General features: G+C 63.3%; 21 protein-coding genes. 8 read left to right on the top strand and 13 right to left on the bottom strand.

Annotation, left to right across the window (positions count from 1 at the left end):
- The first annotated feature begins 225 nt into the window (after nt 1-225).
- Nucleotides 226-765 carry an adenine phosphoribosyltransferase gene (locus tag ACS3WB_RS09800; RefSeq protein ID WP_412771912.1) on the top strand — a complete coding sequence of 180 codons (540 nt, stop codon included), beginning with the start codon at nt 226-228 and terminating at the stop codon, nt 763-765.
- A gap of 39 nt (nt 766-804) precedes the next feature.
- Here ACS3WB_RS09800 and ACS3WB_RS09795 read toward each other — a convergent pair whose 3' ends face one another.
- From ACS3WB_RS09795 to ACS3WB_RS09780, 4 genes are all read right to left on the bottom strand, one after another.
- Entirely contained in the window at nt 805-1,473 is a 669-nt protein-coding gene (locus tag ACS3WB_RS09795) for a hypothetical protein (protein ID WP_438275366.1), read from the bottom strand.
- Nucleotides 1,474-1,635: 162 nt separating this feature from the next.
- Nucleotides 1,636-2,391, bottom strand: a complete 756-nt coding sequence (locus ACS3WB_RS09790; protein ID WP_438275365.1) for a hypothetical protein — start codon at nt 2,389-2,391, stop codon at nt 1,636-1,638.
- Nucleotides 2,392-2,600: 209 nt separating this feature from the next.
- On the bottom strand, nt 2,601-3,749 hold the full coding sequence (locus tag ACS3WB_RS09785) for a M48 family metallopeptidase (RefSeq protein ID WP_438275364.1): 1,149 nt from the start codon (nt 3,747-3,749) through the stop codon (nt 2,601-2,603).
- A gap of 186 nt (nt 3,750-3,935) precedes the next feature.
- Nucleotides 3,936-4,496, bottom strand: a complete 561-nt coding sequence (locus ACS3WB_RS09780) for a LemA family protein (protein WP_438275363.1) — start codon at nt 4,494-4,496, stop codon at nt 3,936-3,938.
- 266 nt (nt 4,497-4,762) lie between these two features.
- Between ACS3WB_RS09780 and ACS3WB_RS09775 the strand changes: the two genes are divergently transcribed.
- Entirely contained in the window at nt 4,763-5,116 is a 354-nt protein-coding gene (locus ACS3WB_RS09775) for a YbaN family protein (protein WP_438275378.1), read from the top strand.
- Between the two features lie 9 nt (nt 5,117-5,125).
- Here the strand turns inward: ACS3WB_RS09775 and ACS3WB_RS09770 are convergent, their stop codons facing one another.
- The 7 genes from ACS3WB_RS09770 to ACS3WB_RS09740 all read right to left on the bottom strand — a co-directional run bounded on the left by ACS3WB_RS09770 (nt 5,126) and on the right by ACS3WB_RS09740 (nt 15,902).
- Nucleotides 5,126-6,172 (bottom strand): small ribosomal subunit Rsm22 family protein, encoded by a 1,047-nt coding sequence (locus tag ACS3WB_RS09770; protein ID WP_438275362.1) that lies wholly within the window; start codon nt 6,170-6,172, stop codon nt 5,126-5,128.
- A gap of 296 nt (nt 6,173-6,468) precedes the next feature.
- On the bottom strand, nt 6,469-8,940 hold the full coding sequence (locus tag ACS3WB_RS09765) for a TonB-dependent siderophore receptor (protein ID WP_438275361.1): 2,472 nt from the start codon (nt 8,938-8,940) through the stop codon (nt 6,469-6,471).
- 101 nt (nt 8,941-9,041) lie between these two features.
- On the bottom strand, nt 9,042-9,998 hold the full coding sequence (locus ACS3WB_RS09760; protein ID WP_438275360.1) for a FecR family protein: 957 nt from the start codon (nt 9,996-9,998) through the stop codon (nt 9,042-9,044).
- 144 nt (nt 9,999-10,142) lie between these two features.
- Entirely contained in the window at nt 10,143-10,646 is a 504-nt protein-coding gene (locus tag ACS3WB_RS09755; protein ID WP_438275359.1) for an RNA polymerase sigma factor, read from the bottom strand.
- Between the two features lie 189 nt (nt 10,647-10,835).
- Nucleotides 10,836-14,342 (bottom strand): chromosome segregation protein SMC, encoded by a 3,507-nt coding sequence (smc, locus tag ACS3WB_RS09750; protein WP_438275358.1) that lies wholly within the window; start codon nt 14,340-14,342, stop codon nt 10,836-10,838.
- Between the two features lie 309 nt (nt 14,343-14,651).
- Nucleotides 14,652-15,314: a DsbA family protein gene (locus ACS3WB_RS09745; RefSeq protein ID WP_438275357.1), complete on the bottom strand. Its 663-nt coding sequence runs from the start codon at nt 15,312-15,314 to the stop codon at nt 14,652-14,654.
- A gap of 108 nt (nt 15,315-15,422) precedes the next feature.
- Nucleotides 15,423-15,902, bottom strand: a complete 480-nt coding sequence (locus ACS3WB_RS09740; protein ID WP_438275356.1) for a DUF721 domain-containing protein — start codon at nt 15,900-15,902, stop codon at nt 15,423-15,425.
- Nucleotides 15,903-16,099: 197 nt separating this feature from the next.
- On the opposite strand from ACS3WB_RS09740, the gene mutY reads away from it, so the two are divergent.
- Complete coding sequence (gene mutY / locus ACS3WB_RS09735) at nt 16,100-17,197, top strand: A/G-specific adenine glycosylase (RefSeq protein ID WP_438275355.1); 1,098 nt, start codon at nt 16,100-16,102, stop codon at nt 17,195-17,197.
- A 123-nt stretch (nt 17,198-17,320) separates the two neighbouring features.
- On the opposite strand, the gene ACS3WB_RS09730 is transcribed toward mutY, so the two are convergent.
- Both ACS3WB_RS09730 and ACS3WB_RS09725 read right to left on the bottom strand, forming a co-directional pair.
- Nucleotides 17,321-18,007: a glutathione S-transferase family protein gene (locus ACS3WB_RS09730; protein WP_438275354.1), complete on the bottom strand. Its 687-nt coding sequence runs from the start codon at nt 18,005-18,007 to the stop codon at nt 17,321-17,323.
- 186 nt (nt 18,008-18,193) lie between these two features.
- Nucleotides 18,194-19,324 carry a site-specific DNA-methyltransferase gene (locus ACS3WB_RS09725; protein WP_438275353.1) on the bottom strand — a complete coding sequence of 377 codons (1,131 nt, stop codon included), beginning with the start codon at nt 19,322-19,324 and terminating at the stop codon, nt 18,194-18,196.
- Nucleotides 19,325-19,911: 587 nt separating this feature from the next.
- On the opposite strand from ACS3WB_RS09725, the gene ypfJ reads away from it, so the two are divergent.
- The 5 genes from ypfJ (at nt 19,912) to ACS3WB_RS09700 (ending at nt 25,271) form a co-directional block, all read left to right on the top strand.
- Nucleotides 19,912-20,832 (top strand): KPN_02809 family neutral zinc metallopeptidase, encoded by a 921-nt coding sequence (gene ypfJ / locus ACS3WB_RS09720; RefSeq protein ID WP_438275352.1) that lies wholly within the window; start codon nt 19,912-19,914, stop codon nt 20,830-20,832.
- A 152-nt stretch (nt 20,833-20,984) separates the two neighbouring features.
- Nucleotides 20,985-21,548 carry a molybdenum cofactor biosynthesis protein B gene (gene moaB / locus ACS3WB_RS09715; protein WP_438275351.1) on the top strand — a complete coding sequence of 188 codons (564 nt, stop codon included), beginning with the start codon at nt 20,985-20,987 and terminating at the stop codon, nt 21,546-21,548.
- 70 nt (nt 21,549-21,618) lie between these two features.
- The gene (locus ACS3WB_RS09710) at nt 21,619-22,779 is read left to right on the top strand and encodes a PA0069 family radical SAM protein (RefSeq protein ID WP_438275350.1); all 1,161 of its coding nucleotides are present in this window, start codon (nt 21,619-21,621) and stop codon (nt 22,777-22,779) included.
- A gap of 112 nt (nt 22,780-22,891) precedes the next feature.
- Entirely contained in the window at nt 22,892-23,623 is a 732-nt protein-coding gene (locus ACS3WB_RS09705; protein WP_438275349.1) for a ribonuclease HII, read from the top strand.
- 139 nt (nt 23,624-23,762) lie between these two features.
- Nucleotides 23,763-25,271, top strand: coding sequence for a glycosyltransferase family 39 protein (locus ACS3WB_RS09700; protein WP_438275377.1), 1,509 nt, complete (start codon nt 23,763-23,765; stop codon nt 25,269-25,271).
- Nucleotides 25,272-25,333: the final 62 nt, after the last annotated feature.

The raw sequence follows: 25,333 nt of genomic DNA, 5'->3' as shown, positions 1-25,333 counted from the left end.
CCTGCAAGGCGAGCTTGGCACCATCCTCGACTGGATCGACCGCACCGGAAAACCAGGTTACAAACCCACGCCCGACGCCGCATCAACCCGATTGTCGGCATCGGTCAAAGCTCGGGCTTGACCCGCGTATCCCTCTTACTCAAAAGACGATGGATTGCCCGGATCGAGTCCGGCGATGACCACGGCAGATCAATCTCCCTCCCTTGTTTCTCCGAGAGTAATTCCATGACCTTCGAAGACGATCTGCAGGCTTCCGTCCGCACCATTCCGGATTATCCGAAGCCCGGGATCATGTTCCGCGACATCACCACGCTGCTCGGCGACGCACGCGCGTTCCGCCGTGCGGTCGATCTGCTCGTGCATCCCTGGGCTGGCTCGAAGATCGACAAGGTCGCCGGCATCGAGGCGCGCGGTTTCATTCTCGGCGGCGCGGTGGCGCATCAGGTTTCGGCGGGCTTCGTGCCGATCCGCAAGAAGGGCAAGCTGCCGCATCAGACCGTGCGGATGGCCTACGCGCTCGAATACGGCACCGACGAAATGGAAATGCACGTCGATGCCATCGCGAAGGACGAGCGCGTCATTCTGGTCGACGATCTGATCGCCACCGGCGGTACGGCGGAGGGTGCGGTGAAGCTGCTGCGCCAGATCGGCGCCAATGTGGTGGCGGCCTGCTTCATTATCGACCTGCCGGACCTCGGCGGCGCCGCCAAGCTGCGGGCGATGGACGTTCCGGTTCGGACGCTGATGGCGTTCGGCGGGCATTGAGCCAAAAAAACCAGCTCGCCGTTTCGTCTGCCCGGGACGTCACTCCCGCTGCTGCGCCAGCCGCTGCTCGATTTCGCGGAAACTGAAATAATTGCTGCGGACCCACTGATGCAGTTCGGTGGAGGTATCCTTCTCGGTTCGCAGATAGCTGGTGAAGGAAAAAGTGAGCCGTTCGATGTAGCTCTTGAGAAACGCCGGAAGCACCGCGACGCGCATCACCTGACTGTGCATGAAAGTCTCGGGCAGGTCTCCGCGCAGGACGTATTCATTGTCGATAACGACGAGCGCGTCGGGCGCCAGCATTGCCCGCAGAGTGTGATAGCTGCGTGAGGACACACGATCGCTGTCGGCCACGAACAGGACGACCGGCGCCACGTTGCTCCGGACGGATTCCTTGATAAAACCGATTTCCGCGATCATCCCGAAGAATTCGTCGAACGCGTGATAGCCAAGGTCGATCACCTTGGCGAGGCCGTCATCGACGATCAGCCGGTCCATCAGCGCCATCTTGCCGTAAGTGTCGTCGATCTCGGCGGTCTCGGTGAGGCGCGGCAGGTAGTCGACCAGCGACGGCTCCCTCAGGTTGACGTCGAACGCGAGAACGTCGCCACGCTGCAAGCGCAGAAACTCGCTGAGCTGCCGCGCGATCAGCGTCTTGCCGACTTGCGGCCGTGGCGAGCAAATGATGTAGACGGGCGTGCGGGGCATGACCGATATATCGGAGAGAGCATCCCGATCTAGCAGGATGTCGAAAAACTCTCCACCGTCATTCTCGATGCGCGCGCCTGCGCGTCGAGATCTGCGCTATGAGGTCTGCGCTGTCGGCACGACGCGTGGTTTCCGTCGCCCCGCTCGCTTCAAAACGACCGGTTACTTGGCCGAGGCGCGGCTGGCTTTCTCCTTCGAGGTAACGATGTCGGTAAGCTTGATGCGGTCGAATTCGCTCCAGACATTCGCGAGCCAGTGACGGACGTAGCCGCGCAGGACGAATGAATAATTCGCGGACTCGTTCTTTTGTCCCTTGTTGGCCACGAATTTGAGGAACGGCACCGAGGATACTTCGACCTGCTCGTAGGCCATCTCGTTAAGCTTCGGGATGGTGATCTCGGTCGCGTCCTTGATCTTGCGGAAGTAGGCGTTGTAGGTGGCCTGGTCCCACTCGAAGAAGTTCGTGTTGTTGATGAAATTCTTGACCAGGAAATATTTCGCGCCGGACATGAAGTTCGCGGTCTCCGCGATCTCGTCGAGCGAGGCGATCGAGGGACCGAGGATATGGAACACTGCGAAGGTGATCTGCCCGGACTTCGCTGCATCGAGGAACCCGATATCGCGAAGCGAGGCCAGCGCCGGCGACATCAGTCCGGCGCGGACGTCGATCACCGTGACGCTGGCTTTGGCGGTGTTCAGCGTGTCGAAAATCTTCATCTGGTCCGCGGTCGTCGTCATGTCGACGATCTCGGTGATGTCGGGGTGAAAGCGCTTCAGCGTGCCGCGTGGCGATTCGGTGTCGAACGCCCGGGTTGGCACGTTGTTGGCGTTGAAATAATCGAGCACGGTGCGCGAAACCGTGGTCTTGCCGACCCCGCCCTTGTCCGCGCCCACCACAATCACTGCTGGCTTGGCCATGAGACCCCTTTGAGCAAGCTGAAAGCCGAAAACCGCGCAATGGTCGCGCGGACGGCATGTCCCCGATGTTTGCTTGGGGGGCGACCATGGCAGAAACGAGGGAGAATTCAATTCGATATGTTAAATCTGGCGAAATTCATCATGGCGCCCGGAAATAGTGGCCCCTTGGGCAATTTTGCGAGCGTGAATCGGCTTCGGAAACGGCAGGATCAGGAATGATTGCCCCAGGGTCCGGGAGCAGGGGGCGTTGCTGATGCTGGCGGCGCGGGTTCGCCCCACGGCCCCGGCGGCAGTTCCTGCTTGCCGACCGGATCGGTCGCATCGCGCTCCTGAGGATGACGAATCGGGCCGGGATCGCGTCCACCGGCATATGTCACCAGCGCACGCACCCGCGTCTCGATCGATGGATGGGTGGCGAACAGGTCGGCGAAGCCTTCGCGCGGGTTGTCGACACACATTTCCATCACCGCGGAGGTTGCGCCCGGCAGTTCGCCGCGGTTCTCGATCTTGCGCAGCGCCGAAATCATGGCGTCGGGATCCTTGGTCAATTCGACCGAGCCGGCATCGGCCATGAGTTCCCGGGAGCGGGAGAGCGCCAGCCGGACCACCTGCGACAGGAACCAGGCCAGCGCGATCAGGGCCACGGCGACGATCAGGGCGATAATAGCGCCGCCGCCCTTGCTGTCGCTGTTGCCGCCGGATGATGAGGACGAGCGGGACGAGCGCCAGCTTCCGCCGCCGATCCGCGCGCCGCTGTCGAGGAAGATGCGGAAGAACAATTCAGCAAGGAAGCTGACGCCGCCGGCAATGATGACAGCGACCACCATCAACTGCACGTCGCCGTTGCGGATGTGGGTCAGTTCGTGGCCCAACACCGCCTCCATCTCCCGATCGTTGAGTTCCTTCATCAGGCCGGTGGTGACGGTGATGGCGTATTGGCGGCGGTTCAACCCAGTGGCGAAGGCGTTGACTGCGTCGCTGTCCATCACCTTCAGCTTGGGCATCGGGATGCCGCGCGAGATGCACAGATTTTCCAAAAGGTTATAGAGCCGCGGCTGTTCCTTGCGGCTGACGTCACGGCCGCCGGTGACCGCGTCGATCATCGACTGATGGAAGAAATAGGCAATGCCGATCCATAGCGCCGAACCCGTCGTGGCCCATGGAAACGCGACGATCAGGTCATGCCAGGCCCGGGTGAAATAGAACGCCGCGGCGTGGTCCGTGCCGCGGCGGACGACTTCGGCGATCAGCGCGCCGGAGAACACCATCACGTAAATCAGCAAGAACAGACCGGCGAGCAAGAACATCGAACGGATCTTGTTCGATGCGATGTGGGTGTAGAGACCGTAAGCTGCCATGGCATGTTCGCCTAGAAGTCGTCATTCCGGGGCAAGCCCGGCGAAGGATGCCTCACGTTCGCGCCGATGGCATGAACCCGGAATCCAGAGCTTTGCGATCGGGACTGGATTTCGGGTTCGTCGCGGCGCGACGCCCCGGAATGACGCTGATAAACAAGCATCATTCCGGACTCCGCGGAATCGTGATCAGAACTTCACCTGCGGCGTCTGCTCCACCGTGGTGCGGCTGGCGCCGAGGTCGAAGAATTCCTTGCGGGTGAAACCGAATGTGCCGGCGAACAGCGCCGCCGGCATCTGCTGAATGCCGGTGTTGTATTCCTGGACCGCGTTGTTGAAGAAACGACGGCTGGCCGCGATCTTGTTCTCGAGGTCGGACAGCTCGCTGGCGAGCTGCTGGAAGCTGGCGTTGGCCTTGAGGTCGGGATAGGCCTCCGACAGCGCGATCAGACGGCCGAGCGCGCCGCTCAACTGGTTCTCGGCGGCGCCGACCTGTGCAGGACCCTGCGCCGACATCGCCACGTTGCGCGCCTTGATGACATCGTCCAGCGTTCCGCGTTCATGTGCGGCATAACCTTTCACGGTTTCGACAAGGTTTGGCACCAGATCGTGCCGCTGCTTGAGCTGCACGTCGATGTCGGCGAAGGCCTGGCCGACGCGCTGGCTGAGTGCGACCAGCCGGTTATAGGCGACAAGCGCGAACAGGGCGATGGCGACAATGACGCCGAGAATGATCCAGCCGGACGACATGGTTAGACTCCTAAATAAGACGGGCGAAGGCGGCTATCGTAGACGAAATGACCTGCGAACAGCAGGAACCGCCGGGAAGGGCACCTTTTGGTGTGGAAAATCCTTAGAAAAGTTCAAGTTGTCGCGTACTTTGTTCTGTGGAAGCATGAATTTGCAGGAATTTTGATGTGGCGGATCAGAATGGCGAGGGAATGATCGCGAACGAACAGTCTTTCGATACCGATACGGCGAGTGCCGTCGATCGGCACGCGGCCACGCCGCGGATGATGCGCTATGTGTTTCTGGTGCTGGGTATCGGGTTCGTCGCGCTCGGTTTTATCGGCGCGTTCCTGCCGGTGCTGCCGACGACGCCGTTCCTGATCCTGGCCGCCGCCTGTTTCGCGCGTTCCTCGCCCCGGCTGGAAAACTGGCTGTTGCAGCATCGGCAATTTGGTCCGTTGTTGCGCGGCTGGCGCGAGCGCGGTGCGATCCCGGTAAAAGCCAAACTGATGGCGCTGGGCGGCATGGCGATCGGTTTTGCCGGATTCTGGTTCGGCAGCCATCCGGGACCGTGGCTCACGGCGGCGGTGGTGCTCATCATGCTCACCGGGCTGACTTACGTGTTCACGCGGCCATCATAGTCTCGGACGCTACGGCTCGGTGCGATCAACTGTGTCGCCCCAACTGATCCTGCGCACGCGCGCATAGGCGGCCTTGTCGCGGCGGGGAATTGTCACGAATCCGGCGCACGCGTCGGGCTGGCACAGTTTGATCCGCATTCCGGCCTTGGTGACCAGCGGCGGCGTCAGCACCCGCGAGGGACGTTGCCGGGGGGGCGTTCGGGCCAGCGCGACGTAGCTGAATTTCTCATCCTCGAAAGGAAGCTCCGCGCTCTTGATCTGCTTGTGCGCGCGGGATCGCGGCAGCCGCTGCGCGAAGTGACACCAGTCCGGGGTGGGTTTCTGTTTTGAGATATTGTCTTCAGGCGAAACGGTGCCTGCTTCGCCTGAAGACGCCACGAGCGGACATTCTCGGTCGTGCGGGCAGGGCGCGACGACGTGCGCGCCTTGCGCGATCAGCCGGCGGCGCAGATCGATAATGCGTCGATAACCGGCGGGCGTGCCGGGTTCGACGACCAGCAGCGTATCGCTTGTTGCGGCCCATATCAGATCGGCGAATGCGGTTTGCCGCTCGGCATTCATTTCGCCGATGACATAACTCGCGACGACGAGATCGGCGCTTACGGACTTCTCGCGAAGTCCGGTCAACGCATCGCTTTGCACATAGTGGAGACGGCGCAGCCGCGACTCATCGGCGGCGAGATCGAGTGCAAGCGACCGCAGCGCGGGATTGGCGTCGATCGCCGCAAACGCGTCGAGGGATTCGAATGCCTGCGCCGCCGCCCATGTCGCGGTCCCCGGACCAGCGCCGAGGTCGAGCAAACTGGTTGGTGAAAATTCCGGACGGATCTCGCGCAGCGCATTCAGGCTGGCGACGACGGCCGCATAGGTCGCGGGCATCCGCGCCAGCGCATAGGCGAGTGCGTCGGACTCGTTTCGGATCGCATTGGAGCCGCCGCCGCTGCGATAGGTTTGCGAGATCACCGTCGCGCGAACCGCGGCGTCGCTGCGGGAGAGGCCCTGCGCCTTTTGTTCGAGTGCGGCGCGCAGCGCGGCGGGAAGGGAGGGCGAAATCATGTTGAGGCGGACGCCGATGCGACAAAACCCGTCATGGCCGGCAGGTTTCGCCTAAACTGACGCCTGCCGGCGGAGTTCTGATACCCGCTATCGGGCGGCCTCGCCAGAGCGGGCTTGCTTCAGCAGGTTGAAGAATCCTGTCCAGTCATCCCGGACGCTGCGCCAGGGGCGATCCGGAATCCGGCAATTAAATAACACATTCAGTCTGGCTGGATTCCGGGTTCGGATCGCTGCGTCCGCAACGGTTCCGGGTCTGCGAGGCTTCGCTTGGCGCTGCATCGCGTCCGGGACACGGGCTACCAGCGATACGTCACTGTTCCGAGAACAGTTCGAGTCCGGCCGACGGCACACGTGGCTATACTCGAACACGCCGGGATATAATATTGATCGAACAGGTTGGTGGCGTTGACGGAGAAACGCCAGTTGTTGATATCGTAACGGATCATGGCGTCCACCAGCGTATAGGCGGGCACGTAGAAGGTGTTGAGATCGTCGCCGGCGCTTTCGCCGACATAGCGCACTCCCGCGCCAAACCCGAACCCGCTTAGCGCTCCTTCGCGAATGGTGTAGTCGGCCCAGAGAGACGCCATGTTCTGAGGGGCTCGCGGAAGACGTTTTCCGAGAGTCTCGTCGATGCTTGAGCTCTTCGTGATCTTTACGTCGTTGTAGGTATAGGCAGCAGTCAGATCGATGTTGTTTGTCAGGCTGGCGACTGCTTCAAGCTCAAGCCCGCGCGATGTCACCTCGCCGATCTGTATACTCTCAAATGGATGCGCTGGATCCGGATCCGGTGCGAGAACGTTCTGGCGTCGCAAATCAAAGATGGCGGCTGTGAACCGCACGTTGGTACCTTGAGGCTGATACTTGATCCCCGCCTCATACAACCTGCCTGTCTCGGGCTTGAATAGCGTCCCTTCAAATGTCGTGCCACTAACCGGCTCAAAGGATTGCGCGTAACCCACATAGGGCACCAGTCCGAAATCGAACTCATAGCCAAGGCCGGCTCTCTTGGTGAAGGCGCGGTCGTCCTGCTGTTGCGCGGGTACATTCAACAAGTTGTTGTGTGCTTTGGATGTCGCCCAGTCGTGGCGTCCGCCCAGTGTCAGGATCCAGTGGTCGAGCTTGATCTGGTCCTGTAGGTAAAGGCCCGCTTGCTGCAGGGCTATAGTCTGATCCCAATCGAAAACAGTTGGAGGCAGGGGCTGACCATAGACCGGCGCGTAAACATCGATTGGCGGGACTGAACCGAAGTAGTCCTTCTCGCGATAGCTTGTCCGTCGGTAGTTGACCCCGACCAATAGCGTCTGCTTCAGAGGTCCCGTTGTCGCTTTCAGCTCAGCTTGATTATCGAGCTCAAACTGATTCTCGAGGCGCGGAGAGTTGAATTGAATACGATTAGCCGTTCTGAGGTCAGCCTGAAGCCCTCTGGCGCTCACAGTGTTACGACTATTGTCGCCATAATCATATCGAAGGTTTTGCCGAAAGGTCCAACCAACGTCAGTGCGGTGTTCGGCGCTGTATCCGACGGAGGCTAGTTCGTTGGTATTGATAAGATCGGGCGTTGGCTCGCCAAGGAAGCGTGACAGTGGAATCCGCCCGTTCGGATTGGGCAAGATTGTTCCTTGCGCAGGCAAATTGCCATTATATCGATAGCGGTCTTTCTGATAGTTTCCGTAGAACATGATATCCGTCGCGTCAGTGGGACGCCATGTCACGGCTCCTGAGAAAAATACGCGGTCATCTGGCGAGAAATCGATCTGAGAGTTCGCGTCCCGGATCAGGCCAGTGAAACGATAGAGCAACGTCTTGTCGTCGTTCGCCGGCCCGCCGAAATCGAACGCGCCGACCTTGCGATCGAATGACCCGCCTTGAAGCATTATTTCGCGGACAGGCTGTTCGGTCGGACGTTTGGTGGCGAGGTTGACGATGCCGCTTGGCTGTCCCTGCCCATAGAGGACCGAAGCCGCTCCCCGCATTACTTCGATGCGCTCAAGCCCATAAGGTTCATAAGCGCCATTGGGTGTACGAAGACCATTCAGATAAAATGCGCCTTTCCCACTGTTCCTGTCCCACGCGTCGAAGCCTCGAATTTTGATAATGCTATCACTCGGCATGATGCCGCTGACTTCCGCAGTCACTCCCGGCGTATACGTCAAGGCATCGACGAGGACGGACGGTTTCCGGGCTTCGATCTGATCTCGCGTGATAACGGAAATCGATTGCGGCACCTCGATGATCGGCGTGTCGGTCTTCGTTCCGGTCGCGCTGCGGCTGGCGACAAAGCCGTTGACCGGACCCCACGCGGTCTCGCCCTGCACGTCGATGGTATCAAGCGAGATCGCGCCGGCGGGCGCGGCTCCCACACTGCCGTCCGCATTCGGCCGCTGGATCGCAACGGTGGAGGCATTCGTGAAACGATAGCCGAGGCCCGTTCCTTCCAAGAGGCGGGCAAGCGCTTGCCGCGGAGTGAGATGGCCTGAGACGCCGGGCGAGCGGACGCCGCGCGCGATGCCGCCGTCGCCGACGACATCGAGACCGGTGACACGGGAGAACGCCGAGATCGCGCCTGCGAGCGGCTGGGGCGGAATGGCGAAGTCATGACTTGCAGCAGGGGCCACGACGCGCGCGTCCGATCCGGGCGCCTGCGCGCTGGCGACGCCGACTACGCCCGTCGTCACCGCCGTCGATAGCAGCAGCAAAGCCGCGCAGCCCTTCGGCGCGCGAACCCATGCTTGCCCGACCAGTCCTTGTCCTGCCCCGCTTCTCATCCCTTCAAGCCCCCATGAACAGGCTCCGGCAGGGACGCCGGAGCGTGGTTACAGAGTCAGACAATCGAGGCTCCGGAATTTTGGGGGCTGGCGGAAAAAAATCAGTCAGCGGGAAACAACAGCGTCATGTATGGCGTGGCGGCAACAATCCGCATCGGCACCGCCTCTGCGAGCTGCGCCACGATGGTGTCCGTGCGGTCGAGGTTGACGATGAGCGTGATCGGGCGCGCCGCAAGCGACCCACCCACGACGACGATGCGCCCCGAGCGCCAGCGGTTAAGCGCCTGCACGGCCCGGCCGAGTGGCGCTTGCGTGAAGATCAGCCGACCCTCCCGCCACGCGAGTTCGGCGCCGGTTTCCGATGGCCGGGGCTCTCCGATATGGCGGCTGTCGTAGGTGATCAGCGAGCCTGCGGAAACACGGGTGGCCTCGCTATTGAGCGCGACATCGACGGCGCTCTCCGTTACAGTGACGGTCACGCTCTCGTCCCGATAACCGACGCCGAACGCCGTGCCGAGCGCGGTTGTGCGTCCCTCGCCCGCCTCGACGACGAAGGGCCGTCCTGCGTCTTTTGCAACCGCGAAAAATGCCTCGCCTTCGTGCAGCGTAAGGCCGCGTCGCTCGCGCGTGAAGGCCACCGACAGTTTCGTTTCTGCCGCAAGATCCACGGTCGATCCGTCGGCGAGGGTCACGGTGCGGCGCTCGCCGGTCGTGGTGCGATAATCGGCAAACGGGTGGCTCGCCAGATATCGCCATGCCCCGAGGCCGACCGCGCCGGCGATGACGGCCTTGCCGAGCCCGCGGCGCGTCATCGCCTTGCGCGCGGTGCGGTGGCGCTCCTTCATGCCGGGAAGTTCGATCGCGCCCGTCCATAGCCGGTCGATGTCGGCGTAGGCTCTTGCGTGGCGCGGATCGGCCGCGAGCCAAGCCTTCAACGCCTTCTTGTCCCTGGCCGATGGGCTACTGCCGTGCATCGTGGCAAACCAGACCGCCGCCTTCTCGACGATCCGGACATGGTCGGGATCGTCTGACATATCACTGCCGCCGGCGCGTTCCATGCAAACCAATCTCCCGGAGGGCGCAAACAGGGCCCGCCTGTTTGTCCCAGTATATCGACAATCGGGAGAGGCGAACTTTTGAGGCCATAACGTTTATGAGCGAAGCGGACCGCTTCGTGTGAAGAAACCGTGTAGCGAAATTCTCTAACGCCGGGCTTCGTCGATGCGCAGTTTCATCCGGGCGAGGATTCGCACCATGTGGCCGAACGCCGTCCGGGGCTGGATGTCGAGCATCCGGCCGATCTCATCAAAGGTTCGGCCGTCGATGCGCGACAGGATGAAAACCGCGCGATGAGCCGGCGGGAATTCCTTCAGCGTCGCGTAAACGATCATGAGTTCCTGCCGGGACAGCAGAATCTGCTCGGCCGACGGCGTCTCGTCGGCAAGCGTTGCAAGCGCCGGCTCCGGATCATCGACAAAAGACAGGATGCGCTGGCGGCGATTGTAGTTGATCGCCAGATTGGACGCCGTGCGGAACAGATACGCGTGGCCATTGTCGATGGAGGTGCGGGAGCGCGCCGAACAAAGCGCGAGAAATGCTTCCTGGGTCAGATCCGCGGCCACGTCAGCGGACGGCACGCGACGGCGCAAGTAGCGGGTCAGCTCCTTGCTGTGTCGCCGGAAAAGGTCATGGAGATCAAACGTCACGGCGCGAGCCTTGCCCCTCGATCGCGCGATCCTCAAGCGATCATGGAGCCGCCTTTATCGAATGGATAATTCCTTCGCAATATCAGTTGTCTGGATTGGTTCTAAGCTAATCTCGGCCGGCGCCTTTCGCATGGCCCATCGCATTGATATCCGCGAGGTTTTTGCGGAGGTCGGAGCGGGGCGCTCGCCTTACGCCACGTTCTGGTCGAGGATCTTCACCGCGTTTTCAAGATCGACCGACACCAGTTGCGAAACCCCGCGCTCGGCCATGGTCACGCCGAACAGGCGGTTCATCCGCGCCATGGTGATCGGATTGTGCGTGATGATGATGAAGCGCGTCTCCGTGGACGATGTCATCTCGTGCAGGAGATTGCAGAAGCGTTCGACGTTGTGGTCGTCGAGCGGTGCGTCGACTTCGTCCAGCACGCAGATCGGCGACGGGTTGGTGAGGAACACCGCGAAGATCAGCGCTAGCGCCGTCAGCGCCTGTTCGCCGCCCGAGAGCAGCGACAGCGTCTGCGGCTTCTTGCCCGGCGGCTTGGCGATGATTTCGAGGCCGGCTTCCAGCGGATCGTCGCTCTCGATCAGGTGCAGCGCGGCTTCGCCGCCACCGAACAGTTCGGTGAACAGCCGCTTGAAATGGGTGTTGACGGTCTCGAACGAGGTCAGAAGCCGCTCGCGCGCCTCGCGGTTGAGACTCTGGATGCCGGTGCGCAGCTTCTTGATCGCCTCGACCAGATCGTCGCGCTCGGTGGCGAGCGAGGTGTGCTGGGTCTCGATCTCGCGCAGTTCCTCCTCGGCGCGCAGGTTGACGGCGCCGAGGCGGTCGCGGTCGCGGCGCAGCTTTTCCAGTTCCGCCTCGATCTCCGGCAGCGGCGGCAGGTCGACGCCGTCCTGCACCTCAGCCAGCGACGCCACCGTGGAGGGCTCCACCTCGAGCATGTCGCGGATTTCCCGTTCGGTATCCTCCAGACGCCGCCTGCTGCCGTCCATGCGTTCCTCGGCGCGCGCGGTGGCTTCGCGTGCGCTCGACAGTGCCTCCAGCGAGATTTTCGCGGCCCGATCGGTTTCCGCCATCGCGGCTTCGGCGGCGGCGAGCGCATCGGCCGCGTCGCGGCGATCCTTCTCGGCGTGCTCGATCTCGCTGATGACCGCGCTGCGTTTCTCGGCGAACAGTGCCGGCGCGTTGTCGAGATCGGCGCGCTCGGCCTTCACCTCGGTGACGCGCGCCTCGATGGTCGCGATCTGCGAGGCTGAGCTCTGCTTGCGGGTTTGCCATTCGTTACGTTCGGCCGATATCGCCTGCAGGCGGCGATCCGCAAGCTCGGCTTCGCGCGCCAGCGCCTGCGCTTCGGCGCGCACCTGCGCGGCGAGCCGCCGATGGCCATCGATCTCGGTCCGCACTTCGCCAAGCTTCGTTTCGGTGTCGAGGCTCGGCGGCAACTCGCCAAGCGTGGCGGTGGCGGTTTCATGGGCAGCGGCGGCCTCAAGGCGGTCGCTGGTCAGGCGATTGTGCGCTTCGGTCAGCGCGGAGCGGCGCGCCGCATGGCGGTTAATCTCGCGCTCGGCGCTGGCATGACGTTCGCGCGCGGCATCGGCCTCGCGCTGCGCCGTGCGCCAGGCGTTGCGCGCCTCGCTCTCGGCCGAGGCGGCTGCCGTGACGGCCTGACCGGCGGCGGCGACCGCCTGCTGGGCCGCCTCCAGCGCCTGCCGCCGCTCGGCGACTTCAATGCGCGCGCGCTCGATCTCACTCTCGATGTCGGCAAGACGCGCGCGCTCGGCGAGCCGCCGCGCCGCGCCGGTCGGTGCATGGGCCGCGGTCACGAAGCCGTCCCAGCGCCAGACGTCGCCTTCGAGCGACACCAGCCGCTGGCCGGTTTTCAAATGCGAGACCAGCTCAGCGCCGCGCTCCCTGGCGACGACGCCGATCTGGGCCAGACGTCGCGCCAGTTCCGGCGGCGCCTGCACGTGGGCGGCAAGGGATTCCACGCTCTCGGGCAACGTTGGGTCGTCGCCCGTGACGGCGGCGCCGGTCCAGCGCATCGGCGCGGATTTGTCCACCGGTGCGTCGAGGTCGTCGCCGAGTACGGCGCCGATCGCCTTCTCGTAGCCCTTGTCGACGCTGATGCCGTCGATGATCGGCGGCCACAGGTTCTTGCTTTCGCCGTTGAGGATCTTGGCGATGGTCTTGGCTTCGGTTTCGAGCCGCTGGGCGCGCTTGTCGGCTTCCTGCAACGGCCCGCGCGCTGCTTCGACGCCGGAGCGAGCGGCATCGAGCTGCCCTCGCGCAGCGGCGTGTTCGGCCTCGCGTTCTCGGCTCAGGCTTTCCGATTGCGCGAGCGCCTGTTGCGCGCCCTCGATCGCCGCGCTCAGCGCATCGAGATCACCGAAGCCGCTGGTCTGCTGCGTTAGCGCCTCGGTCTCGCGCTGCACGTCCGTGATCTGCTGATCGATACGCGCCAGACGGTCGCGATGGGTCCGCACGTTCGATTCGAGTTGGTTACGCTTCGCGGTGAGGTCGGCCAGCGCGCGGGTCAATTCCGCAAACTTGGCCTCTGTCGCGGCGAGAGTTGCTTCCGCCTGCGCCGCCCGCTCGTCAACGCCGCTGCGGGTCTCGACGCGCGACTTGATCTCCTCCTTCAGCTCGGTGTCCTCGGCCTCCAGCCGCCGCAAGGCGTCATCGGCATCGGAGGATTGCCGCTGCTCGCGCTCGATGTCGGATGCAAGCTGCGTCAGCCGGCGATCGAGTTCGGCGGCGCGCTCCTTCGCACGCTCCTCCTCGCGGTCGAGCGCCTCGCGCGCGCTGGTGAGGCGCTGCAGTCCGGCGGCGGCGCGGGCTTCCGCCTCGCGGAGCGCCGGCAATTCGGTTGCGCGTTCGGCCTGGAGACGGGCGGCTTCCGCCTGCTCGCGGGTGCGTTCCGCCAGTTCGCGGACGTTCACATCGTGAATCCTGGCGGCTTCCGTCACCTCGGCCTGCGCGTCCAGCCAGCGCAGGTGGAACAGCATCGCCTCGGCCTTGCGCACCTTCGCCGCGACGTCGCGATAGCGGATCGCCTGCCGTGCCTGCTTCTTGAGGCCATCCATCTGGCCGGAAAGCTGGCCGATCACGTCCTCGACGCGGGTAAGGTTGGTCTCTGCGGCCTTCAGCCGCAGTTCAGCTTCATGACGGCGCGCATGCAGGCCGGCGACGCCGGCGGCGTCCTCGAGCACACGGCGCCTCTGTTCAGGCTTGGCCTGGATGATCTCGCCGATCTTGCCCTGATGCACCAGCGCCGGCGAACGCGCGCCAGTGGCAGCGTCGGCGAACAGGATCTGCACGTCGCGGGCGCGCACGTCACGGCCGTTGATGCGATAGACCGAGCCTGCCTCGCGCTCGATCCGGCGTGAAATCTCCAGCGTCTCGGAATCGTTGACGGCCGCAGGGGCGGAGCGATCGGTATTGTCGATCGTCATCACCACTTCGGCGTGGTTGCGCGCCGGGCGGTTGCCCGAACCTGCGAAGATCACCGCGTCCATGTCGGCGGCGCGCAGCGACTTGTGCGAAGTCTCGCCCATCGCCCAGCGCAGCGCTTCGACCAGGTTGGACTTGCCGCAGCCGTTCGGCCCGACCACGCCGGTGAGACCCGGCTCGATCACGAAATCGGTGGGCTCGACGAACGACTTGAATCCGTGAAGGCGAAGGCGCGTGAGTTTCATGGGCACTCTGCTTGCTGGCAAGACACGAATCAGCCCGCAGTTACAATACCATATGTAGTATTGCCGGCAGCCCTGAGTCGCGCCTCGCGAGGCTCGACAATGACGAGGGCGCCGCGTCTGGGCAACCGCGGGAGCAGGCTTTTCCAGAGGCTTTTGCGGCAGTTAGAGTGTTTTCGAGCGAAGTGGATCGTTCGCGTGAAGAAAAAGTGTCGAATCAAACTATAGAATCCGCTTCTCGATTCCATCAGACGCAGAGAACCCCAGGTGGAACTCGTGCGTGCTCTGTCGAATGCGCCCTGCGCCGCGCACTCAGCCCTTCAACAGCGGGTCGATCTTCTTCTTGAACTCCTCGAATGAGGTCTCGCCCTTCACCATGTCGCCATTGATGAAGAACGTCGGCGTCGAATTCACCTTCAGAACCTCGTTGGCGTATTTCTGGTCGGCCGCGATCTTGTCGAGCAGGGCCTGATCCTTGAGGCAGGTTTCGACCTCCTGTCCGCTGAGGCCGGCCTGCTTGCCGATCTGCTTGAGCGATTCCGTGGTCTTCGATCCGGTCCATACATCCTGCGACTTGAACAGCGTGTCGATGACGGCGAAGTATTTTCCCGCGTCGTCCTTGGCGATGCAGCGGGCGAGCATCGAGCCGGCCGCCGCCTTGATGTCGAGCGGGAATTCACGGAACACGTAACGGACCTTGTTGGTGTCGATGTATTCCGCCTTGATCTTCGGGAACACGCTTTCAGCAAAGCGCGCGCAGTGCGGACAGGTCATCGACGCATATTCGGTGATGGTGACGGCGGCATCCTTGGGACCGAGCGCCATGTCCGGCAGCGAGACCGGTTTGGCGACGTCGGCGGCGGTGACGCTCTGGGCCATGGCCTCGCCGATCAGGCGCCACGGCGAGAGACCGGCGAAGGCGGCGAGTCCGCTCAGCGAGAGGGCGGCGGTGAAGGCGCGGCGCGTGATGATCAAGGGTTTGCTCCCGAAACGGCGCAAGCGCGCCTGAAAGACGTTTGTTCGCTAGCTTGAAACGACAATTGTGGCAATGGCGCGCTGTCGGAAGCCTATTCCATGGTCGCGTCAATTTCGCTTGATCGAGGCGCCGAGCCGCGCCAGCGCCGCGCGCAGACCGTCGTCTTCGATCGATGACAGCGTCCCGGCGACACTGGCGACATCCGTCTCGTCCGGCGGACGCGGGGCCTTTCGCCGGGTCTTGCGCGACAGCGGCGCCTGCCGCAAGGCCAGCCGGCCGACCGCGTTCCAACCGAAAAAGCGGTTCACCCGTTGCAGGATGATGTCGGAGGCGTGCTGGATTTCCAGCGCCGCCGGGCCCTCGACCCGCAGCACAAGCGTCGCCGGTCGCTCGGGTTGTCCCTCGACGGGGCGCGGCCACTGGATTTTCATCGGCTCGGAATGCGCGGCGATTTCGGGTCCGGCGATCTCCGCCCAGCGCGTTACCAGTTCGCGCGTGGCAAATCCCTGCCGCGCATAGGCGTCGGAGAAGACATCGCCGAGCAGCGCGGACAACGGCTTGGCCGAAATCGGACCGGGCTTGGACATCCGCGCCTTATAGCATCTCCACATCTCGTTTGGGGCACGATTGATGGTCGGACGCAATCCACGTTGTGCTGTCGGGAGGGCCGGATGTATTCCGGCCCTCCACCTCTTTTGCGGCAACTCACGAAAAAAGGCGTGGATGCCGGGCACGAGGCCGGGCATGACGTGGAAAGGTTGATTCCATCGACGAGAGTGGCGCGATGGCACGGGCGGCAAAGGCGATACCAAATACGCACAAGATGCGAGGCGGAGACGGCAACCGCCCGGAGTTGCTGCTTGCCTGGTACGATCGGAACCGCCGCCGCCTGCCATGGCGTGCGCTGCCGGGCGAGGCCGCAGACCCTTATCGGGTCTGGCTGTCGGAGATCATGCTGCAGCAGACCACGGTGAGGGCGGTCGGGCCGTATTTCGAAAAGTTCCTGGCGCGCTGGCCGGACGTCGAAGCGATGGCGAACGCATCGCTCGACGATGTTTTACGGATGTGGGCCGGGCTCGGCTATTATTCGCGCGCGCGCAATCTCCATGCCTGCGCCGTGGCGGTGCGGCGCGATCACGGCGGCGCGTTCCCCGATAGGGAAGAGGACTTGCGCGCGCTGCCGGGAATCGGCCCCTACACGGCGGCGGCGATCGCCGCGATCGCGTTCGGCTGCCGCACCATGCCGGTCGACGGCAACATCGAGCGTGTGGTGTCGCGACTGTTTGCGGTGGAGGAGCCGCTGCCGAAGGCGAAGCCGCGCATCCGGGAGCTTGCGGCGACGCTGCTCGGACCCTCGCGATCCGGCGATTCCGCGCAGGCGCTGATGGATCTCGGCGCCACCATCTGCACGCCGAAGAAGCCGGCCTGCGCGTTGTGCCCGTTCAGCGATGAATGCGCGGCCCGGCTGCGCGGCGACCAGGAGACCTTTCCGCGCAAGACGCCAAAGAAGGCGGGCGAGTTGCGGCGCGGCGCGGCTTTCGTGGTGAGGCGCGGCGGTGAACTGCTGGTTCGCACGCGGCCGACAAAAGGTCTGCTCGGCGGCATGACGGAAGTGCCGACATCAGACTGGCTCGCCGCGCAGGACGATGCGACTGCACTGAAGCAGGCGCCGTCAATCGGCGGCGCGCGCTGGCGTCGCAAGGTCGGCACGGTCACGCATGTCTTCACGCATTTTCCGCTGGAGCTTGCGGTTTACACCGCGACCGCTGCAGCGCGCACCCGCGCGCCCGATGGCATGCGCTGGACACCGATCGCAACGCTGCAGGATGAAGCGTTGCCGAACCTGATGCGCAAGGTCATCGCACACGGGTTAGGAGACTAATCTGGAGCGCGTTCTTGGATGGCAATCCGTCATGCCCAGCTTTTTGTCGGGCATCCATGCCGCCCAAGCAAAAGGCCCTCCGGCGTGAGCCGAAGGGCCTCGTGGACGAAGATGAAAAAACGATCAGGCCACCTTGGTGGTCATATGGCGGTACAGGAAGCTCTTGGCTTCGTCGTCGTTCTCGGTCTTGAAGATGAACTTGTCCTTCAGCGCGATCGCCCTGGTCGCGGCCGGCCGCGCCGAGACCTCGTCGAGCAGCCGCTTGAAGTTCGGATATTTGGCGACGCCGCTCTCGCCGATCACGCGAGGGGCCATGCGCGCCCAACCCCAGAACGCCATGTCGACGATGGTGTAGGTGTCGCCGACCATGTAGCGGCTGTTGGCGAGATGATCGTCGAGAACCTTGTAATGACGATGCGCTTCGAACAGATAGCGGTTGATCGCGTAGTCCATGCCCTTCGGCGCGTAATCCTTGAAGTGTATGGCCTGGCCGGAATAAGGTCCCAGGCCGCTCGCGATGAACATCATCCACGATAGCGTCTGCGCACGATTGGCAGGCGTATTCGCCGGCATGAACTTGCCGGTCTTTTCGCCGAGATAAAGCAGGATGGCATTGCTGTCGAATACGAACACGCCGTCGTCCTCGATAGCCGGCACCTTGCCGTTCGGATTCACCTTCAGGAACTCCGGCTTGAACTGGTCGCCCTTGCGGGTATCGACCGGCACAAGCTCGAAGGGCAATCCGGTTTCTTCCAGAAACAGCGCGACCTTGTTCGGGTTCGGCGCGCCGTTGAAATAGAACTTGATCATCGAAAACTCCACTGTCGGTGTGCTTGGGGATGGCTGGGTTTGAACTGGAACGCGCGGGAGAGGGAGGATGCCCGCGGACGGCCATTTCATGCGTGGATTTTCAGACCAATGCAACCGACGCGTTTCGTGATCCGCTGTGCGTTGGCTGCACAGCTTTCCGTCGACAGGTGGATGCGACGGACCGTTTCAGTCGGTCGCCATCCGGCTGCGGATTTCGGCGCGCAACTCGTCGATCAGTCTGAGGCCCTTGCTGGTTTCGATGTGCCAGAAGGTCCAGCCGTTACAGGCCCCCGCGCCTTGCGCCACCGCCCCGATGCGGTGGATCGAGCCGACCTTGTCGCCGAGCATGATGGCGCCGTCGGCGCGCACCAGTGCGCCGTGCCGCTTTTTCGCATCGACGAGTTTCGCGCCAGGCGAGATCATGCCGCGCTCGATCAGTTCGGAAAACGCCACGCGCGGCGCGGCACGCGCGGTCATGAACGGGGCCAGCGTAGCTTCCGGCAGCGGTTCGACGGCCGCGATGCGTTGCTCGGCCGCGGCGGCATAGGTCCGGTCGCGTTCGAAGCCGATGTAGCTGCGGCCGAGACGCTTGGCGACCGCGCCCGTGGTGCCGGTGCCGTTGAACGGATCGATTACGAGATCCCCCGGCCTGGACGACGACAACAAAACCCGCGCCAGCAATCCTTCCGGCTTCTGGGTCGGGTGCACTTTCTTGCCGTCCTTGCCCTTCAGCCGCTCGTCGCCGGTGCACAGCGGAATCAGCCAGTCCGAGCGCGCCTGCACGTCCTCGTTGGCGGCTTTGAGCGCCTCGTAATTGAAGGTGTAGCCCTTGGCGTTCTCGTCGCGTGCCGCCCAGATCATGGTTTCATGCGCATTGGTGAAGCGGCGACCGCGGAAATTCGGCATCGGATTGGTCTTGCGCCAGACGATGTCGTTGAGGATCCAGAAGCCGAGGTCCTGCATGATCGCGCCGACGCGGAAGATGTTGTGATAGGAGCCGATCACCCAGATCGTCGCGGATGGCTTCATGATGCGGCGGCAGGCGAGCAGCCACGCGCGCGTGAAATCGTCATAGGCCGCGAACGACGAGAACTTGTCCCAGTCGTTATTGACGGCGTTGACGTGGGATTCGTCAGGCCGCTTGAGATCGCCCTTGAGCTGCAGATTGTAGGGCGGATCCGCGAACACCAGATCGACCGATCCGGATGAAAGCTTCGACATCTCGGCGACGCAGTCGCCAACGACGATACGCGAAGCGGGGGGATCAAATTTGGTGCGGGGCGCCTTTGCAGACGCCCCGCGACGCGACACGACCATGACTCACATACTCTGACTCAGGCGACGCTGTCGGCGACGCGGGACCAAACAACCGACTGGCGCTACAGTGACCTGCCAAAGTAAAAATCGACTTAATTGCAGATGCCTTTCGTTGATTGCAGACGCATTTTCGCCACGTCGCGCGCGGAGCTTCGCAACGGTGGTGCGCCCAACCGAGATCGTTTTTCACGATATGCGCGATGCGCGCTGCGGTCGCAGCCATCGTTATCAGCACGGTCTGATCGTTGACGCGCGTGTCACTCAGACTGGAGCCACGAGAAATGGGATCGGCAGAGGCGTCGCCACCGGGTTTTTCCGTAGCCCGCCGCGCGATCATGCATGACCGCCGCGGTTCGGACTCGTTTTCGATGTTCCGATAGATCGGTCGGGCGAACTTCCCGATCCGAACCGCACTAGTGTCCCGATTCCGAAGTTCGCTTGACGGACTCGATTGGGCAATGAAGCGAACTTCTGAACCTCCACACTAGGCAATTATTGCCGGGCAGGCTATTGATTAACGAAGTAGAAATTTTACGTTGGCGTCGCCGGGTCGCGGTGATGTCGCGATCGAAACGAGGACCGACGCCATGCGTGATGACGATTTTCGCCGCAGCGACAACATCGACGATCGTCGCGATGGCGGCGGTGGCGGATTTGGCGGAGGCGGTTTCGGCCGGGGCGGCCTTGGCATCGGCACCGTTCTGATCCTCGGCCTGGTCGGCTACGCATTCGGCATCGATCCGCGCATCCTGATCGGCGGCGCGGAAATCCTGACCGGCGGCGGCTCTGCCCCGAGCTATCAGACCGACAACCGCCCTCCTGCTGGTAAGACCGGCGCGCCGACCGACGAAATGGGCAAAATGATATCCGGCGTGCTCGGCGAGATCGACGACCGCTGGAGCGAGATCTTCAGGGCCAGCGGGCAGAGCTATTCGGGGCCGCGCATCGTGCTGTTCCGCAATGCCACCAATGGCGGCCGCTGCGGCATGGCGCAGTCCGCGATGGGCCCATTCTACTGTCCGCCCGACAAGCAGATATTCCTGGACACCAGCTTCTTCAAACAGGTGGAAACGCGCTTCCATGGTTGTTCGGGCAGCGCCTGCAGATTCACCGCAGCCTACATCATTGCGCACGAGGCGGGCCATCACATCCAGAACCTGTTCGGCCTCCTGCCGAAGGTGACGCGATTGCAGCAGCAGGCCAACAGCAAGGCCGAGGCGAACGCGCTGCAGGTCAAGGTCGAACTGCAGGCGGATTGCCTGTCCGGCGTCTGGGTCAACCGCGAGGAGAAGAAGCGTCCGGGCTTCCTCGAACCCGGCGATATCGACGCCGCATTGACCACGGCGTCGGCGATCGGTGACGATACGCTGCAGCGGCAGGCGACGGGCCATGTGGTGCCGGACTCCTTCACGCATGGTTCTGCGGCGCAGCGCAAGCGTTGGTTCATGACCGGCTATCAGCAGGGCACCGTGCAGTCCTGCAATACCTTCGCTGCGGATAGTTTGTGATGGTTGCGTCACGAGTTCCGGACGCGATGCAATACCGACTATTGCTTCGCAGAGCCGGAGCCGTCATCACGGCAGCATTCGCAATGGTCCCGCTCTGCGGAGCGGCGTGAAGAACGCTGCACCGCCTTTCGGGACATGAGGAATGAATCGCCATGCCGTCCATCGACGAGACAAAAGCCTTCGTCCCGCTCAACATCGCGGTGCTGACCGTATCCGACACGCGCTCGCTCGAAGATGACAAGTCGGGCACGACGCTGGCGGAGCGGTTGACGGCCGCCGGTCACAAGCTCGGCGCGCGCGAGATCGTCACCGACGATGTCGAGGCGATCCGCTCGCTGGTGAAAAAATGGATCGCCGACGCGGGCATCGACGTCGTCATCACCACCGGCGGGACAGGGTTCACCGGGCGCGACGTCACCCCCGAGGCCGTCGAGCCGCTGTTCGAGAAGCGGATGGACGGTTTCTCGATCGCCTTCCACATGCTGAGCCACGCCAAGATCGGCACCTCGACGATCCAGAGCCGCGCCACCGCCGGCACCGCGGGCTCGACCCTCATCTTCTGCTTGCCCGGATCCCCGGGTGCCTGCCGCGATGGCTGGGACGGCATCCTTGCGCCCCAACTCGATTACCGCACGCGTCCCTGCAATTTCGTCGAGATCATGCCAAGGCTCGATGAACACCTGCGCCGGCCAAAGGCCAAGGGCGCTTCGGCCTGACGGCGTGCAGAGGGTGGGGATCGCCGGGATTTGTTCTTGATTTGTTCTAATCCGATGCTATGGTCTCGCCATGAGCAGAGCATCGGCTTCCATCCTCGATCCGCCGGTCTCGTTGCCTCCCGGACCGGCGGACGCCATTTCTCCCTTTGTCGAGCTTGAGGTCGCAATCGATCGCGAGCGGAGGAGGGGGCGCGGCGCGCAGTCCAATGCCAGTGGCCGATACGAGGTCGAGGCGCGCACGGCCTTCGACGACGGATGGCAGAGCCTCGATGAACTGCCGCCGTTCAAGACTACGGTCGCGATCGACACCGCGCGAAAAGTCATCACCCGTAACGACTCGCCCGACATCAGCTTCGACCGCTCGATCAATCCGTACCGTGGCTGCGAGCACGGTTGCGTCTACTGTTTCGCGCGGCCGACCCATGCCTATCTCGGCCTGTCGCCAGGGCTTGATTTCGAATCGAAGCTGTATGCGAAGCCGGACGCTCCGGCCTTGCTGGAGAAGGAACTGGCTGCGGACGGCTACGAGCCGAAGATGATCGCGATCGGGACCAATACCGATCCCTATCAGCCGATCGAACGCGATCGGAAGATCATGCGCGGTATTCTCGAAGTGCTGGAACGCGCCGCGCATCCGGTCGGCATCGTGACGAAATCGGCGCTGGTGACGCGGGACATCGACATCCTGTCGCGCATGGCGAAGCGCAACCTCGCAAAGGTCGCGATTTCGGTGACCTCGCTCGATCCCAGGCTGGCCCGCACCATGGAGCCCCGCGCATCGGCTCCCCATAGGCGGCTCGAGGCGCTGCGAATGCTGTCGGAAGCCGGGATTCCGACCACTGTGATGGTGGCCCCCGTGATTCCGGCGCTGAATGACTGTGAGATCGAGCGGATTCTCGATGCCTCGGCCCATGCCGGCGTCAGGGAAGCGAACTATGTGCTGCTTCGCCTGCCGCTGGAAGTACGCGATTTGTTTCGCGAATGGCTGATGGCGAACTACCCCGATCGCTACCGTCATGTCTTCACGCTGATCCGGGACATGCGCAACGGCCGAGACTACGATTCGCAATGGGGCACGCGGATGAAGGGAGCCGGGCCGATGGCATGGATGATCGGCCGCCGCTTCGAGATCGCTTGCGAAAAACTTGGTCTCAACAAGAGGCGCTCAAAATTGACGACGGACCATTTTGCGAAGCCCGCCCGCAGCGGACAGCAGTTGAGCCTGTTCTGACCCGGGCCCCGTCGTGACGACGGACCGCGGACGGTGGAACCGCGATACGGGACAGCGGGCATAAATGCATTTCGGGATTGTGTTGCGGGCATCCTGTCCGCACCATCCACGTATGATTCGGGATCCGTCCAGGGACAAGCCAGGGAAATCGCCCGCTGTTGCGCAGCCGAGCTTTCGGCGCGAGCGTGCGCTCATCAAGCGCGGCGTGTGGCCAGTCGCGGGTTGCGACGAGGTCGGCCGCGGGCCGCTGGCGGGACCGGTGGTCGCCGCCGCGGTGGTGCTCGATCCGAAGCGAATCCCGAAGGGCATCGACGATTCCAAGCGCCTCACGGCGGCGCGGCGGGAGGAGTTGTTCGAGGAGATCACCGCGACCGCGTCTTTCGCGGTTGTCTCCGCCTCGAGCGCGCGGATCGACCGCGACAATATCCTGCGCGCGTCACTATGGGCACTGGCGCGTGCGGTCCATGCGCTGCCGGACAGGCCGCAGCATGTGTTCGTCGACGGCCGCGACCGGATCGAGATCACTTGCACGTGCGAGCCGGTGATCGGCGGCGACGGCCTTGTGCTGTCGATCGCGGCCGCCTCGATCGTCGCCAAGGTCACGCGCGACCGGCTGATGTGCAAGTTGGCGCAGGACTGCCCGGGCTATGGCTTTGAATCTCACAAAGGCTATGCGGTGCCCGAGCATCTCCATGCGCTCGATCGTCTGGGGCCAAGTCCGCATCATCGCAGCTTTTTTGCGCCGGTCGTGGCGGCGCGCGAACGCCATCGCGGGGTGCTGATCGGGGAAAGCCTCCCCGCGAGTGAAACATCGGCGGGTATACCGATCGAGGCGGCGATCTGAGACGATCCGATTTGCCGGGCCGGTTGCCTGGTCGGCTCGCGCGCTTTATCACTCGCAGGCATCGAGAGCTTGGCTTCTGTTTCAATCAGAGGCGAAGATGCTCCAGAACTTCGCAAGACCCGCCGCCACCAGGCCCTTCATGCGCTTCACCTCGCTGGTTGTCGAACTGATCAGGGCCCGGCCGTTGCTGGTGTTCTGGATCGTGGTGCTGTTGCAGGCAGCGATGTGGCTCACGGTGCCGCTGCTGCTGTATCGAGGTCCACCGGGTGATCTCGCGACGGTTCTGGCGTTCGGCCGCGAATATCAGGTCGGGACGGATCTCGGGCCGCCGCTGGCGTTCTGGCTCGGCGACATCGCCTATCGCGCCGCCGGCAACCACATGCTCGGCGTCTACATGCTGTCGCAACTCTGCTTCGTTGTTGCGTTCCGGGTTCTTTACGAACTGGCCAGGACCATCGTCGGCAGCCAGCACGCGGTTCTTGCCGTCCTGCTGACCATGACGGCCACAGCCTTCGGTGCCCCCGGCCTGACATTCGGCCCGCTGGTTCTCGCCTGCCCGCTGTGGGCGCTGCTGTTGCTGCATTCCTGGCAGATCCTCGGGCAGGGCCGCCGCAACGCGTGGTTCGCGCTGTCGATCGAGGCCGGTCTGCTGTTGCTGACCACGCCGGCGGCGGTCGGGTTGTTGCTGGCGCTCGTCGTGTTCGCCCTGGCGACCGAGCGCGGCCGAAACGCCCTCGGCTCGGCGGAGCCGCTGTTCGCGTTGCTGGTGATCGCGGTGCTTGCGTTGCCTTACCTGATCTGGCTGGTGCGTGCGGACGCGCTCGGTGCGCCACCCTGGCCTGATTTTTTTGAACTGCATCTGCGGTTGTTGCGCTGGGGCGAACTGCTCTTCTCTCTCGTGGTCGCGATGGCAGGCCTTATTCTGCTGGTCGTTCTCAATTCCAAATCCGTCAATTGGAAACCTGAAGACGCGCCGGTGATCGTCCGGCCGCCGGTCGATCCGCTGGCGCAGAATTTCGTCTATGTCTTCGCCCTCGCGCCGGCGCTCGGCGGGAGTCTTGTTGCGGCGTTGTTCGGAGTCAATCACGTGGTCGGAGGCGCGGCGATTGCGCTTTTGATGTCGGGCCTTGCGGTCGTTCTGCTGTCCGGCGAGATGATTTATCTGCACCGGTTGCGCGTGCTGCGCGTGGCTTGGCTCGCCGCTGTGGTAGCTCCGGCGCTTGCGGTGATCGCGACGATCGTCATTCAACCGTGGTTCGCGAGCACCGAGGTTGCGACGTCTATTCCTGCGTCGTCGATCAGTCGTTTCTTCGGCGAGAATTTCCAGCGCCGCACCAGTCGTCCGCTGCAGGCGGTCGCGGGCGATCCGCAACTTGCGGCATTGGTCGCGCTCGGTCCGTCGCGGCCGCATCTCCTGCTCGATGCGACTCCCGAGCGCACGCCGTGGATTACTCTGGAGACGTTCAAAGAACTCGGCGGCGTCGTGGTCTGGCGCGCATCCGACACCGCAGGCACGCCGCCCGATGCCATTGCGCAGCGTTTTCCCGGCATCGTTCCGGAAATTCCGCGGGCGTTCGATCGCCTCGTCAACGGCCGGCTTCCCGCGTTGCGGATCGGCTGGGCTATCGTCCGGCCGAAAGCGCAATGACGATAGAAAGCCAGAGCGTTTTCAAGCGAAGTAGCTACCGGTTCGCGTAAAGAAAACGCGCC

The sequence above is a fragment of the Nitrobacter sp. genome (assembly GCF_051535215.1).
Taxonomy (GTDB): domain Bacteria; phylum Pseudomonadota; class Alphaproteobacteria; order Rhizobiales; family Xanthobacteraceae; genus Nitrobacter.
Note: the sequence above shows the minus strand (reverse complement) of the source record. Positions and strands in the feature narration are given on the sequence as shown.